This is a genomic window from Pseudomonas asgharzadehiana, from assembly GCF_019139815.1.
Classification (GTDB): domain Bacteria; phylum Pseudomonadota; class Gammaproteobacteria; order Pseudomonadales; family Pseudomonadaceae; genus Aquipseudomonas; species Aquipseudomonas asgharzadehiana.
Genome location: NZ_CP077079.1, coordinates 4,403,168 through 4,417,517, shown reverse-complemented (window position 1 = coordinate 4,417,517; position 14,350 = coordinate 4,403,168). Strand labels below are relative to the sequence as shown.

Sequence of the window (14,350 nt, the reverse complement as noted above, 5' to 3'; positions counted from 1 at the left end):
TGATTAGTAAGCGCCTTGCACGTCCGTGGCGGCGCTTTTTAATGACACTTGATAAGTAGGAAACTGTGAATGAAAACGATATTGAACGTTGCGCTGTTGTCTGCCGGTGTGTTGGCCGGTTCGTTGTCCGTTGCGCAAGCGTCTCAAGGGACGGTGACGTTTTTGGGCTCGGTTCATTCGGGGGCGTGTTCCATCAAGCCTGAATCCGTTGATCAAACCGTTAACTTGGGCGCCATTGCAAAGCACCAACTGCAAACCGGTGGCAAGTCCGAGGCCCGGCCTGTGCTGATCGAACTGCAAGGGTGCGATTTGGCCGACCTGACCGATAACACGGTGACCACCACGTTCACCGGGGCACCGTCGGCCGTAGTACCGGGCGCTATCGGCACCGTGGGGGGCGCCGGCGGCATCGGCATCATGATGACCCACGGCGGCAGCGCGGTGAAATTGGGGGTGCCTACTGCCCCGCAGCCAATCAGCGCCGGTGATAACACCCTGCAGTTCGGTGCCTATGTGCAAGGCGTCGCCACGGGGGACATCGTTCCCGGTGACTTCAGCGCGGTGGCCAATTTCACCTTGGCCTATCAGTAAGTTGCGCCCCCGCCACTGCAGGTGGCGGGGGCACGCTGGCGGGAGGTCCACGTGAATATATCCATACATATCCCTATCGCCTTTTCAGTGACGTTGCTCCTTGGCCCTTGCGTTTTTGCGCAGTCATCTTCCCAGGGCGAGGGGGTCGTCACGTTAGGCGGCGAGGTGGTTGATTCGGCCTGCGGGCTGGAGCTGAGCAGCCTCGATCAAACCGTCGAGATGCCTGCGGAACCGGTGGGGCGGCTGCTGCGAAACACGCGGGGTGAAACGCATCCCTTCCAGTTGCGCCTGGTCAATTGCACGTTGAGTCGGCCGGACCCTTCGCGCCCCGGGGGAACCTTGCCGGATTGGCAGCACATGCGAGTGACGTTTGACGGCCCGACCGATCGAAGCGGGCGCTCATTCGCGGTCTTCGGCGGTTCACAGGGCGTTGCCCTGCATATCGTCGATTCCGCCGGCGAGGAAAGCGTGCCGGGTGAGCGCATGGCGCCCAGGCCATTGAGTGAAGGCAGCATGACTCTTGACTACACGCTCAGTTTGATCGGCAACGGATTGCCACTGATCGTTGGCCCCCACAGTGCCGCCGTGCGGTTCAAGTTGGAATACTTTTGAACAGTGATGGATTGCTTGCATGTTGAATACATTGAAAGTCAGACACACGTTCGCCCCAAGTGTGTTGGGTGGGCTGATGTCGTTGGCCGGAACGGCATTGGGTGCTGGGGATATCGAGTTCAATACTGACGTGCTTGACCTGAGTGATCGCAGCAATATTGATTTGTCCCGGTTTGCGCACAGCGGGTTTATTCTGCCGGGCACTTACTCAATGGTGGTGCAGGTCAATGCCCAGCCTGTTTCAGAACAATCAGTCACGTTCTATCCGCCTGACGATGATCCAAAGGGCAGTCAGGCGTGTTTGTCGCCGGCCTTGGTTGGGCAACTGGGCCTCAAGGCCACGCAGGCCGCCGGCCTTGCGTCGTGGCGCGGTGGCGAATGCCTTGATCTGAAGGGCTTGCCCGGCACGCAGGTCAGTGCCGACCTGGCCACGTCCAGGCTGAACATCAGCCTGCCCCAGGCGTACCTTCAATACAGCGCTATCAATTGGGACCCGCCCTCACGCTGGGATGAAGGCGTGCCGGGGTTGCTGGTTGACTACAACCTGACGGCGCAGTCGATCTTCCAGCGCAACGACGGCCAGCGCAAGAACCTGAGTGGCAACGGAACGGTGGGGGCCAATGCCGGGGCCTGGCGCCTGAGGGCGGATTGGCAGGGGCGTGTCGAAAATGGTCGCGAGTCGGCGGCCGGGCCCCAGAAGCTGGAATGGAGCCGCTATTACGCGTATCGCGCGGTGCCCTCGCTGAGCGCCCGTTTGCTGGTGGGTGAGAACTACCTGTATTCGGACCTGTTTGACAGCTTCCGTTTTACCGGTGCTGCGCTCAACTCGGACGAAAGCCAGTTGCCCCCCAACCTGCGTGGATACGCACCGGAGGTGGTCGGGGTGGCTAAAACCAATGCCAAGGTGATCGTCAGCCAGCAGGGCCGTGTGCTGTATGAAACCCTGGTGGCGGCGGGACCTTTTCGTATCCAGGACCTCAATGACGCAGTGTCGGGCACCCTGGATGTGCGGGTCGAGGAGCAGGACGGTTCGGTCCACACCTTCAAGATCGATACGGCAGGCGTTCCCTACCTGACCCGCCCCGGCCAAGTTCGTTACAAGTTGGCGAGTGGGCGACCGACCCGGCTTCAACACGGCGCCGAGGGTAAGACGTTTGCCACCGGCGAATTCTCCTGGGGCATCAGCAATGGTTGGTCCTTGTTTGGCGGCGGCATCACCGATAGCAACTACCGGGCAATGTCGGTGGGGGCGGGGCGCGACCTGCTGGCGTTCGGCGCCGTCTCGCTGGACGTGACGCAATCGCGCGCCAGGGTCTGGAATGAAAGCCTCTCGGGTAAGTCGTTGCGCCTTCAATACTCGAAGAACTTTGAAGCCTACGACAGTCAGGTGACGTTTGCCGGTTACCGGTTCTCCCAGGAGAACTTCTTGAGCATGAGTGAATACCTGGACGCGCGTTATTACGGCCTCAATGGCGAACGCGGCAGTCGCGATGAGTACGTTGAAGGGCGCGACAGCTGGAAACCGCTTGGTGCCAGCAAGGCCCTTTATACCGTGACCCTCAATAAGCAGTTTCGCGACCTGGGTGCCACCGTCTATGCCAGTTACAACAAACAGACGTATTGGAACCGTTCGGACACCCAGCGCTGGAACCTGGCGGTGTCGCGCTACTTCAACGTGGGCACCATAAAAAACATGAGCCTGTCGCTGAACATGTACCGCAGCGAGGATTACAACTACAAGGGCAACGGCATGTCGCTGATGGTCAGCCTGCCATTGGGGCGCACCGGTACCTTGTCGCTGGATGCCAACAGCGGTTCGGGTAAAAACCCATTGGCGGCGCGCTACAGCGATCGCCTGGATGAACGCAACAGTTACCAGATCGGTGCGAGCAACCAATCGGCCAGTGGTTATCTGAGCCACATGGGAGATGCAGCCGACATTGATCTGAGCGCCAGTACGCAGAAAGGCAGTTACAGCAGCCTCGGCGTGTCGGCGCGTGGCGGTGGCACGCTCACGCCCTACGGTGCGGCCCTGCATCGCACCCAAAGCACCGGCGGTACCCGGTTGATGATCGATACCGCGGGTGTGCCCGATGTGCCAGTGCGCGGTTATGGCTCGCCCACCCGCAGCAACGCGTTCGGCAAGGCGGTCATTGCCGACATCGGCAGCTACCAGCGCACCTCTGCCAGTGTCGATCTGGAGCGCTTGCCAGCCAATGTCGAAGCCACCCAATCGGTGACACAACTGACGCTCACCGAAGGGGCTATCGGCTATCGCTCGTTGGAAGTGATTTCCGGTGAGAAGGCGATGGCGGTACTTCGCCTGCCGGACAGCAGCGCACCGCCCTTCGGCGCGACGGTGAAAAACCTCAGGCAGCAGGACACCGGCATTGTGAATGACGACGGCCATGTCTACCTCAGCGGGATTCAGGCCGGCGAACGGATGATCGTCAGTTGGGGCGGTGCCGAGCGCTGCACCGTCACGCTGCCGACCATTTTGCCCATGGACGGCCTGACCGATGCCCTGAACCTGCGCTGCCAACTGTTGGCCGCTGATCAATCTTCAACCGACCCGGCAGCATTGACCGGGACGCCTATCGATACGGAGAACACATCCTCATGATGCCGAACATGCGCCTCATCACCCTGGCCTTCGCGCTGCTGGGGCCTGGCTTGATTCACAGTGCCAGCGCCGCTGTCGGCCTGGACCGCACCCGCGTAATTTTCGACGGGGGCAAACAGGCCACCAGTGTGAACATCACCAATAACAACACCCAACTACCGTACCTGGCCCAGGGCTGGATCGAGGATGAAGCCGGCCAGAAAATCACCACGCCGTTGATCGTCCTGCCGCCGGTGCAACGCCTGGAGCCCGGCACGCAAAGCCAGGTCAAGGTGCAGGCGTTGCCGGCGGCCAGGTTGCTGCCCCAGGACCGGGAAACGGTGTACTACTTCAACCTGCGGGAGATTCCGCCGCGCAGCGACAAATCCAACACCCTGCAAATTGCCCTGCAGACCCGCATCAAGTTGTTCTACCGGCCGCAGGCGATCGAGCCGAGCCAGCAAGACCTGTCCAACCCTTGGCAGGAAAAGCTCACCCTGACCCGTGCGGGCGATCACTACATCGTCAACAACCCCACGCCTTACTACGTGACCCTGGTGGATGCACGCAGCACCAAGGACGGCAAAACCGTGGCGGGTTTCGAGCCCATGATGGTGGCGCCCAAAGACTCGCTGAAGTTGAAACCCACGGCGACGGCATTGGGGACGGCCCCCTATTTGAGTTATGTGAACGACTACGGCGGACGTCCGTTGCTGGCCTTCACCTGCCGTGGCGAAACGTGCCAGGTAGCGCCGTCCAATGAGTAACGCCTGGGGTTGGAGAACGTCATGAAGTCGAACACCGTGAAAGTCTTCGCCGGCCTGCTGCTGATGCTGATGGGGCGGGCGCACGCCCAGGACGTGGAAGGTATGAATGGACTGCTGAACGTGCTCGGGTCCCTGCATGAGAGCCCATGCAGCCTGGAGATGACCGCCGTCAACCAAACGATTGACCTGGGTGAGGTCTCGACCAGCCAACTGCAACGGCCCGGCGATCAGGCGAACCCGGTGGCCTTTCAATTGCGCTTCGATGATTGCCAGCGAACCGCCGGCAGCCTCCGCAATGAACGTACCGGGAACCTGACATGGAGTGCCTATCAGCCGGTGCTGTCGGTTGCGTTTATCGCACCCGCCGATGCCGATGACCCGCGGCTGGTCAGGGTGCAAGGCATCACCGGGATGGGCCTGCGCCTGACCGATGCGCTGGGGCGGGATGTGCAATTGGGGGCGCGGGGCGAACCGTTGTTCCTGGCTGTGGGCGCCACCACCCAGACCTGGAAGGTTCAACCCACGCGCACCGCCGCACCCTTGACCAGCGGGGCGTTCAGGGCCGTCGTGGATTTCAGGCTCAACTATGAGTGAGGGCAGAACAATGGCTTACACAAACAGGTCGCGCGCCATTCTGGTCGGGGGCGCCTTGCTGTGGGTGGCCTGCCGGATGGCGCAGGCCGATACTAACCTGACCATCCGCGCGGTGATCGTTGCGCCACCACCGTGCGTCATCAACAGCGGCGGTACGCTGAATGTACCGTTTGGAAATGACCTGCTGACGTCACGGATCGATGGGGTCAACTATCGTCGCGAGGTGCCTTATACCGTCACCTGTGATTCCCCCTTCAGTAACGCCTTGACCCTGGAACTCAGAGGCACGGGCGCCGCGTTCGACCGGCGCGTGCTCGCGACCCGCAAGGCGGACCTTGGGGTCAAGCTGTTCGTCAATGGCGCCGACTGGCCGTTGAATACCGCCGTGAACTTTACCTACCCCCAGTTCCCCGCGGTGCAGGCGGTGCCCGTCAAGCGTGCGGGCAGCCGACTGACCGGCGGGGCGTTCGATGCGACCGCCACCCTGGTGGTCGATTATCAATGACGGCGATAAAGAGGAACGACCCATGACATTCAGGCAGCAGCGAGCGCTGTTTTTCCTGTGCGCCGTCGGCCTGCATGGCGGCGCATCGGCCAACGTGACATTCAGCGGAACATTGAATGAACCACCGCCCTGCACGATTGAGGGGGGCAACACCATTGAAGTCGATTTTGGCGATGTGGGGGTCAAGCGCGTCGATGGCGTGAAGTACCGCAAGCACGTGGGTTACACCATCACCTGTGGCACCGACACGCTGCCTTGGGTGCTGAAGTTGAGCGTCAACGGCACACCCACGACGTTTGACGGCTCGGCGGTGCAGACCAGCGTGCCGGCGCTGGGGATACGGGTTTTCCAGGACAGCCAGCCGTTTCCACTCAATACCCCCCTGGACATAACCCTGTCGTCACCGCCGACACTGGAAGTGGTGCCCGTCCAACAACCCGGCGCAACCCTGAGCGCCGCCAGCTTCACGGCGGTGGCCACGCTGTTGGCCGAATACCAGTAGGAGTCGAGTCTATGCGACATGAAAGGGTTCAAAAGGGCGCACTGGCGCTGCTGCTCACCTGCGGCCTGGCCCCGCTGGGGCAGGCGGCGGACAACCTGCGTTTCAAGGGCAGTCTGGTGGAAGAAGCCTGCACCCTGCGCCCCGGTGACGAGGCCATCACCTTGGAGCTGTGGGACCTGACCAGCAAGTATCTCTATATCAACACGCGTTCGGTGGGCCGGCGTTTCCAGCTGCACCTGCAAGAGTGCGACACCACCATCAGCGACTCGGTGACCATCACCTTTGGCGGCACGGGAAACCCAGAGCTCCCCGGTCTACTCGCGCTGGACGCCGGCAGTGGTGCCTCGGGTATCGGGGTCGGGCTGGAAACCCTCGGCGACAAGCCGTTGCCCGTCAATAGCGTGAGCGACAGGCAGGTGCTCAGTGATGGCAGCAATGTGATCGAGCTCAAAGCCTATGTGCAGGGCGAGCCGGCGGCCATCCGCGATCAAACCATTGGGCACGGTGCTTACACGGTGACCTCGACTTTTACGTTGGACTACCCCTAGCAGCGTGCCGCCCTCAAGACGCGGGCTGTGAAGGCTCGTTGGGCAGTATCTGGATAGGCAAGAGCAAGAGAGATCAAAATGAAAGGATTTTTGGGAGCCTTCGCGCTTCTCGCCCTGACGGGTGTTGCAACGACCGCGCAAGCCGTTGATTGCCGTGTGAATGGCGGCGCTTGGCAAACGGGTAATCCTAACTTGCAGGTGCCGGTTACGGTTGCTCTGGCCGCCGATCGTACGAGAATCACGCTGGAAGGCGCGCGGCTTGAATGCAGGTTTTCCCCAGGGTCGCAGAGCCCGTCCTGGAGGGCGGACTACTGGGCCACCGGCAATGCGTCAGGGAGCGCCTGGACACCGGGACCGAGGTTCAGCGGTGAACGCACTGGCCTGCGTATCAACGGTGGGTTTTTCAATACGCCCATCCAAAATGGAGTGCGTGCAGCGACGATGCCGGACGACCTGAGAAGCTACCCGATCGATATCACGCCCTATATTTTGATGCGTAACTACCCGTCCAATCCGTTCGATGTGCGCATCGGCGACAACCTGGGGTTGTTGCGCCTTACCAGTTCGAACAACTACGACGGCAGCCGAGCGCAGCTCAGCGTCACCTATATCGCCGCGAATAACTTTACCGTCTCCCCCTCCAGCTGCACGATCAACAATAACAACCCGATCGAGATCAACTTCGGCACGGTGCACCAGCGCGCAATCGGCACTGACCCGTTGACCTCATCGATCGTCAGCAACCGCAGGCTCACTTACTCATGCCCGGATGGCGGCATTACCACGCCGATCACCATTACCTACAAAGGCACCCGAACAGGGTTCGACACGCGCCTGCTGATGATGAGCAATCCGGATGTGGGTACGGCCATGGTGCATGCCGGCACGGCGGTACCGGTAAATGGCTCGTTCCTCACCCGTATCACCAACAGCGTGGGCGGCGACGATGTGACGTTTTCGCTGGTACGGCGCAATGGCTCCTTCCCGGCGGCCGGGCCCATCAACGGCAGCGGTGTATTGGTGATGGGCGTGCCCTGACACACAATCATCGATACCCAAAGCACAGCGCATCACCCTAGAATGCCGGCTCCTCCACCTCCGGTTTTTGGGGCACTCATGCACATTTCTTCAGGCCGCTGGGTCTACGGTTTTTTCCTGACCCTGTTGACCGCGCTGCTCTGGGGCATTCTGCCGGTCAAACTCAAGCAGGTGTTGCAGGCAATGGACCCGATCACCGTGACCTGGTTTCGCCTGACGGTTGCCGGTGGTTGCCTGTTTGTCTACCTCGCGGCCACTCGACGTTTGCCGAGCCGCAAAGTGCTGGGGCCCAGGGGCGGTTGGCTGGTGGCGATGGCCGTGTGCGGCCTGGTGGGCAACTACGTGTTGTACCTGGTGGGCCTTAAAACCCTCAGCGCCGGCACCGCGCAGTTGGTGATCCAGATGGGGCCGATCTTTCTGATGGTCGCCAGCGTATTCGTGTTCAACGAGCGTTTCAGCCTGGGGCAGATGATCGGGCTGGTGGTACTGATCATCGGTTTTGGCCTGTTCTTCAATCAGCGCCTGGTCGAACTCTTGACCTCCTTCGGCGCCTACACCGCCGGCGTGCTCACAGTATTGCTCGCCACCTCTCTGTGGGTGTTCTACGCCCTGGGCCAGAAGCAATTGCTGACGGTATGGAACTCGCTGCAAGTGATGATGGTGATCTACCTGAGCTGCGCCTTGCTGCTCACGCCCTGGGCGCATCCGCTGGAGGCCCTGCAACTGAGCCCGCTGCAAGGCTGGCTGCTGCTGGCGTGCTGCCTGAACACCCTGGTGGCCTACGGTGCGTTTGCTGAAGCGCTGGCCCATTGGGAGGCGTCGCGGGTGAGTGCGACCCTGGCCCTCACGCCGCTGGTGACCTTTGTGGCGGTGGCCTTGGCGGCCTGGTTGTGGCCGGACTACGTGCAGGCCGAAGAGATCAATGCCTTGGGCTATTTCGGCGCATTCGTGGTGGTGCTCGGCTCGGCGGCCGTGGCGTTGGCGCCCTCGCTGCTCGCCGGGCTCAAGGCCCGACGGCTGCGTGTGACGGCTTAGCTGCCGAGCATGTCTTCGGGGCGTACCCACTGATCGAATTCTTGGTCAGTGAGGTAGCCCAGCGACAGCGCCGCTTCCCTTAGCGTCAACCCTTCGGCGTAGGCTTTCTTGGCGATTTGCGCCGCCTTGTCATAGCCGATATGCGGGTTGAGCGCCGTTACCAGCATCAGCCCACGCTCCAGATGCGCGGCCATTTGCTCGGCGTCTGGCTCAAGGCCGGCGATGCAATGTTCCTGGAAGTTATTGCAGCCATCGGCCAGCAGGCGGATCGACTCCAGCAGGTTGTGGATGATCACCGGCTTGTACACGTTCAACTGCAAGTGGCCTTGGCTGGCGGCCATGCCGATGGTCACATCGTTGCCCATGACCTGACAGGCCAGCATCGACAGCGCTTCGCACTGAGTGGGGTTGACCTTGCCCGGCATGATCGAACTGCCCGGCTCGTTGGCCGGCAGCTTCACCTCTGCCAGGCCGGCACGCGGGCCGGAGCCCAGCAGGCGCAGGTCGTTGGCGATTTTCATCAGGGCCACGGCCAGGGTTTTCAGCGCGCCATGCAAGGTCACCAACGGCTCGTGGCCGGAGAGGGCAGCGAATTTGTTCGGTGCGGTCACAAACGGCAGGCCGGAGAGGGCGGCCAGTTCAGAAGCAATCGCCTCGCCGAAGCCATGGGGCGCATTGAGGCCCGTGCCCACTGCGGTGCCGCCCTGGGCCAGTTCACACACGGCGGGCAGGGCGCTGCGAATGGCGCGTTCGGCGTAATCGAGTTGGGCGATGAACGCCGACAGTTCCTGGCCGAAGGTAATCGGTGTCGCATCCATCATGTGGGTGCGCCCGGTCTTCACCAGCTTCATGTGCCGCGCCGCCAGTTCCGCCAAACCGCCGGACAGCGTGGCGATCGCCGGTAGCAAGCGTTGATGCACGGCCTGCACGGCCGCGATGCTCATGGCCGTGGGGAAGCAGTCATTGGAGCTCTGGGAGCGGTTCACATGGTCGTTGGGGTGCACCGGGCTCTTGCCGCCCCGTTCGTTGCCCGCCAACTCATTGGCACGGCCGGCGATCACTTCGTTGGCGTTCATGTTGCTTTGGGTACCGCTGCCGGTCTGCCACACCACCAGCGGGAACTGGTCGTCGTGCTGGCCGTCGAGCACTTCATCGGCGGCCTGCTCGATCAAGCGGGCGGTGTCGGCGGGCAGGTCGCCATTGCGGTCGTTGACCCGGGCGGCGGCCTTCTTGACCAGGGCCAGCGCGTGCAGCACCGCCAGGGGCATGCGTTGCTCGCCGATGGCGAAATTCACCAGCGAACGTTGGGTCTGGGCGCCCCAGTAAGCAGCCTCCGGGACTTCCACTTCTCCCAGGCTGTCGGTTTCAATTCGGCTCATCGGGCACACTCCTTCAGGTTCGTTTGCGCAGTTTAGGCCGTGATCGGCCAGGTGGGTTCCCTAAAAGACGTTTCATCGGCCAATCCATGCCGGATAAGGCCCGGGGTTGAGCCGCGAGGTTTTTTAGGCGCAGAATGGGCGCCCTTGGGGTCTTACCTCGCCAGCTAGAAAGGAAACTCGATGACTCGTCTTCGTGCCATCTGTACCGCGGTTGCTCTGGTGTGCGCCAGCGGCCAGGTTTTTGCCGATACCGCCAGCCACAACGCCAGTGCCGAAGCCTTCCTGACCCTGGCCCATGCCGACAAGCTGGGTACCCCGGTGTACATGCAAGTGCAGCAAATGTTCGCCCAGCGCTTCGAACAGACCAAGGCGCCCGCCGCCAAGCAGTCCGTACTCGACAGCTACCAGGCCAAGGCCAACGCCGCGCTGGACCAGGCCATTGGCTGGCCCAAGCTGAAGCCGGACATGGTCAAGCTCTACACCACCAACTTCAGTGAATCCGAGCTCAAGGACCTGGTTGCGTTCTACCAGTCGCCACTGGGCAAGAAAGTCCTGGAAAAAATGCCGCAACTGACCCAGCAATCGGCCCAGATGACCCAGGCCAAGCTGGAAAGCGCCGTGCCGGTGGTCAACAAGCTGTTGGAAGACATGACCAACGAACTGTCGCCCAAAGCCGCCGCACCGGCCAAGAAGAAGTAAGCAGCGATGACTATGCAACAGCGTATCGAAACGGCCCTCGCCGCCCTGGGCCCGCAACACTTGAGCGTGCTGGATGAAAGCCACATGCACAGCCGGGGGGTGCAGACCCACTTCAAGGCCGTGCTGGTCAGCCAGCAGTTCGAGGGGCTCAACCGGGTCAAGCGCCACCAGAAGGTCTACGCCACCCTGGGCGACCTGATGGGCGAGTTCCATGCGCTGGCGCTGCACACCTACACGCCCGAGGAGTGGGCCACAATCGACGCGGCTCCGGCCTCGCCGACCTGCGCCGGCGGGCATTGAGACCGTATGCGGGGTTTGCACCGATGCTTATCGGCCAAGCCCCGCAACACGCGGTCCCCTAGAACACTGACGCCTGTATTCGCTTTGCGCATCCGGATACACAAAACGCTCCACTACTACCGCTTTTCAGCGCGCCCCCAGCAATAGCCTTCGTGATCATTTAACAACCGATGATCACAACCCCATGTCCCATGCCCTGCATCAATTCACCCCTTCGCTGACGGCGTACGATCCTCGCGGCTTGACTGTGCGTAACGTCGACTACTATCGCGCGACAGCCTCCGACCCTCCTCAGCCGCACATTTGCCGGCAGGTGCATGACAGCGCCGGTTCGATGGTTGAGCAGTGGGACCCGCGGCTGTTCCAATTGCAACGTTCGCAGCCTGCCACGCTCGCCAATCAACGCACGGTCTACAGTCTTGGCGGCCTAGCCTTGCGCACCGACAGTGTGGACGCGGGCCTGCGGTTAATGCTGCCCGGGGAGGCAGGGCAGGTGCTCGACATCTGGAGCGGCGGCGGTGCACACCAGGCCTATCGCTATGACCCGTACCTGCGGGCCGTGGCGGTGTTCGAACAAGCCTCCGGTGACGCGCAACCTCACTGTGTCGAGCGACTTGAATATGGCGCCTATTCGGTGGCAGAGGCGGCACTCAATCGGTGTGGCCGGGTCATTCGTCATGATGACGGCGGCGGCAGCGTGTTCCATGAGCGTTATGGCGTACACGGGGAGGTCGCGCTGCAGACCCGGCGTTTTCGGCAGTGGGATGCAGTGTTGGATTGGCCGCAGCCCGAGGCGCAACGAGAGGCACGCCTGGAGCTCGAACGTTTCGCCACGACCGCCGGGTTCAACGCGCTCGGTGAGCGCTTGTATCACACCGATGCCAAGGGGCACCGCGTTGAATACGCCTATGGGGTGGACGGTCAAACGACGGGCGTTTTCCTGGTGCTCAAGGGCAGCGTGCGCCAGTGCCTGTCGGATCAATACCGTTACAACGCCGCAGGGCAGTTGCTCCACCAACGGGCTGGAAACGGCGTCGTGCGCACCTTGCACTATCACCCGTGTGATGGTCGCTGCCGACAGATGATCGCCCATTTACCGGGGGCTGCGGCGCAACGGTTGCAAGACGTGCAATACGACTATGACCCCGTCGGCAATATCGTGCGGATCGACGATCGTGAACAACTGACGCACTGGTCGCGCAACACCCGGGTTGATGCGCTCAGCACCTATGAGTACGACACACTGTCGCGACTGACCAAGGCCAGCGGACGGGAAACCGCCGGCAACAGCGGTGGCCCTGCGTTACCGGGTTGGGTGGCGTTCGGCTCCACCGACGACAGTGTCTGGCGTCGTTACACCCAACACTTTCGCTATGACCCGGCCGGCAATCTGCTTCAACTGCGCCATGTGCCGAGCAGCGGGGTGGGCTACACCCGCAACATGACGATAGCTGCGCACAGCAATCATCTTTTGCCCCGGATCGATGGTGCGGCTGCGCCGGGACTGGGGCAGGGTTATGACCGCTGCGGCAATCTTCAGGCCCTGGAGGGTATTCGCGGGATGGGGTGGAATGCGCGCGGCCAATTGACCCACCTGATTCAGGTAGCGCGCGCGGGTGATGACGATGACGAGGAACGTTATGAGTACGATGCCGCAGGGCAACGAATACGCAAACGTCGGTCGTTCAAGGCTCGCGGCCGCCTGCATACGGCCGAGGTGCGATACCTGCCGGGGCTGGAAATCCGCCATGACAGTGCCACCGACGAACAGTTGAACGTGCTCAACCTGGCTGTCGGCACGACGACCGTGCGGGTGTTGCAATGGGATCGGCATCCCGGCGGGGTTGCTCAGCCGGCGCAGATTCGTTTCGGGCTGTCGGACCACTTGGGCAGCAGCACGCTGGAGTTGGATGAGCAGGCGCAACGCATCAGCCACGAGAGCTACTACCCTTATGGCGGCACCGCGTGGTGGGCAGCCAGGAATGCCAGCGAGGCGGATTACACATTCATTCGTTATTCGGGTAAGGAACGCGATGCCAGCGGGCTGTATTACTACGGTTTCAGGTACTACGCGCCGTGGCTATGCCGCTGGATCAGCCCGGACCCGGCCGGCGATATCGATGGGTTGAACCTGTATGCCATGGTCGGCGGTAATCCCGTCACCCACGGGGATGAACAGGGGTTGGCGCCCTCAATACCCACGGCAGTTTCCCGGCCCAGGCGACTGCGCACAATTTCCTGGACACGCACTGCCGCGCACATTGGTCGAATCCTGAGGCCGCGGATCCAAGCGGCCGGTTCGGCGGCGATTCGCGATGGGTTGTCGACGTATCTGGCCAACGCCATCGCGGCGGGGGTCGATGTGGCGATCTTTGGCAGCACTGCGCCGACAGCGGCAGGCAACCAGGCGTTGCGCTATACCGTCGCGGCGCTGGATGCACTGGCTGTCGTGCACATGAGTACCGGGCTCGCCGGTCGGTGGACGCGCTATGCGCCACTGGTCGGGCTGATAGCGGGCGGTGTGGCGGGAGGAGGGTACGCCGGGCATGCCGAGTCGCTGCATCCGTCCGCAGAGGAGGGTTGGGACCCTGTAGCGCGCCTGCGCTTGGCTGGGCATGTGCGCTCGTTCGCCAGGGAACTGGTGCAACAGATTATTCGCGGGCACGGCAGCGGTTTCTCTTGGGGCGCGACGCCCCTGCGCGCCAGGCTCACAAGAACCGCCGGCGCGACGGCGGCCTATGCGGTCGCGACCGTTGGCAACGCGTTTTTCGGCGCGGACGTGCCGGTGCCCCTCGTGCCGAATGTCACCCCCATGGTCGAGGCCTATGACGGGGCCATGGGCACGTTGATTCGTGCCGGCCATGCAACCGCCGTCGCTGATACGCATGGTGAGACCCTGCAGCTTCCGGACCCGACGGCGATGATGCACGGCGGCCTGAGCCGGATGTTCAATCAAACATGGGCGTACTGGGTCTCGACAGGCATAGAGGCATTGGCCGTGCGCCTGACCGGCTCGTCCATGGCCGGGCAAAGTGCATTGGCGCGTACCGCTGTGACGGCCGCGCGCGGCCTGACTTCAGCGCTCACCGAATGGCGCGGGTTCGCGGTACAGGCGGCCAGGGAAGGGTATTCGAACCTGGCGTCGAGATGGTCGCGAAGCTGGGTTGCGCGGCTCTGA

At 62.2% G+C, this 14,350-nt stretch carries 14 protein-coding genes; 13 read left to right on the top strand and 1 reads right to left on the bottom strand.

Annotated elements, in window-relative coordinates; all coding sequences use genetic code 11:
* Nucleotides 1–69 precede the first annotated feature (69 nt).
* The 10 genes from KSS96_RS19930 to KSS96_RS19885 all read left to right on the top strand — a co-directional run bounded on the left by KSS96_RS19930 (nucleotide 70) and on the right by KSS96_RS19885 (nucleotide 8,794).
* The gene (locus KSS96_RS19930; protein WP_065877765.1) at nucleotides 70–591 is read left to right on the top strand and encodes a fimbrial protein; all 522 of its coding nucleotides are present in this window, start codon (nucleotides 70–72) and stop codon (nucleotides 589–591) included.
* 57 nt (nucleotides 592–648) lie between these two features.
* Nucleotides 649–1,203, top strand: coding sequence for a fimbrial protein (locus KSS96_RS19925; protein WP_080598137.1), 555 nt, complete (start codon nucleotides 649–651; stop codon nucleotides 1,201–1,203).
* 19 nt (nucleotides 1,204–1,222) lie between these two features.
* Entirely contained in the window at nucleotides 1,223–3,826 is a 2,604-nt protein-coding gene (locus KSS96_RS19920) for an outer membrane usher protein (RefSeq protein ID WP_148674701.1), read from the top strand.
* Nucleotides 3,823–4,572 carry a fimbria/pilus periplasmic chaperone gene (locus KSS96_RS19915; protein ID WP_068935614.1) on the top strand — a complete coding sequence of 250 codons (750 nt, stop codon included), beginning with the start codon at nucleotides 3,823–3,825 and terminating at the stop codon, nucleotides 4,570–4,572. The genes KSS96_RS19920 and KSS96_RS19915 overlap by 4 nt, the downstream gene beginning before the upstream one ends.
* A gap of 21 nt (nucleotides 4,573–4,593) precedes the next feature.
* Nucleotides 4,594–5,166 carry a fimbrial protein gene (locus KSS96_RS19910; RefSeq protein WP_017527726.1) on the top strand — a complete coding sequence of 191 codons (573 nt, stop codon included), beginning with the start codon at nucleotides 4,594–4,596 and terminating at the stop codon, nucleotides 5,164–5,166.
* A 10-nt stretch (nucleotides 5,167–5,176) separates the two neighbouring features.
* Entirely contained in the window at nucleotides 5,177–5,671 is a 495-nt protein-coding gene (locus tag KSS96_RS19905) for a fimbrial protein (protein WP_065877761.1), read from the top strand.
* Between the two features lie 22 nt (nucleotides 5,672–5,693).
* The gene (locus KSS96_RS19900) at nucleotides 5,694–6,173 is read left to right on the top strand and encodes a fimbrial protein (RefSeq protein ID WP_017527728.1); all 480 of its coding nucleotides are present in this window, start codon (nucleotides 5,694–5,696) and stop codon (nucleotides 6,171–6,173) included.
* 11 nt (nucleotides 6,174–6,184) lie between these two features.
* Complete coding sequence (locus KSS96_RS19895) at nucleotides 6,185–6,721, top strand: fimbrial protein (RefSeq protein ID WP_017527729.1); 537 nt, start codon at nucleotides 6,185–6,187, stop codon at nucleotides 6,719–6,721.
* A gap of 78 nt (nucleotides 6,722–6,799) precedes the next feature.
* Nucleotides 6,800–7,759, top strand: coding sequence for a fimbrial protein (locus KSS96_RS19890; protein ID WP_068935608.1), 960 nt, complete (start codon nucleotides 6,800–6,802; stop codon nucleotides 7,757–7,759).
* A 78-nt stretch (nucleotides 7,760–7,837) separates the two neighbouring features.
* Nucleotides 7,838–8,794, top strand: a complete 957-nt coding sequence (locus KSS96_RS19885; protein ID WP_017527732.1) for a DMT family transporter — start codon at nucleotides 7,838–7,840, stop codon at nucleotides 8,792–8,794.
* Here KSS96_RS19885 and KSS96_RS19880 read toward each other — a convergent pair.
* A complete protein-coding gene (locus KSS96_RS19880) occupies nucleotides 8,791–10,173 on the bottom strand; it encodes a class II fumarate hydratase (protein WP_217855264.1) in 1,383 nt (460 codons plus the stop codon). The two genes, KSS96_RS19885 and KSS96_RS19880, sit on opposite strands and share 4 nt — an antisense overlap.
* A gap of 180 nt (nucleotides 10,174–10,353) precedes the next feature.
* Here KSS96_RS19880 and KSS96_RS19875 point away from each other — a divergent pair, with 180 nt between their 5' ends.
* From KSS96_RS19875 to KSS96_RS19865, 3 genes are all read left to right on the top strand, one after another.
* Nucleotides 10,354–10,872, top strand: a complete 519-nt coding sequence (locus tag KSS96_RS19875) for a DUF2059 domain-containing protein (protein ID WP_017527734.1) — start codon at nucleotides 10,354–10,356, stop codon at nucleotides 10,870–10,872.
* A gap of 6 nt (nucleotides 10,873–10,878) precedes the next feature.
* Nucleotides 10,879–11,172 (top strand): BolA family protein, encoded by a 294-nt coding sequence (locus KSS96_RS19870; protein WP_065877759.1) that lies wholly within the window; start codon nucleotides 10,879–10,881, stop codon nucleotides 11,170–11,172.
* A 184-nt stretch (nucleotides 11,173–11,356) separates the two neighbouring features.
* Nucleotides 11,357–14,350: an RHS repeat-associated core domain-containing protein gene (locus tag KSS96_RS19865; RefSeq protein ID WP_135196155.1), complete on the top strand. Its 2,994-nt coding sequence runs from the start codon at nucleotides 11,357–11,359 to the stop codon at nucleotides 14,348–14,350.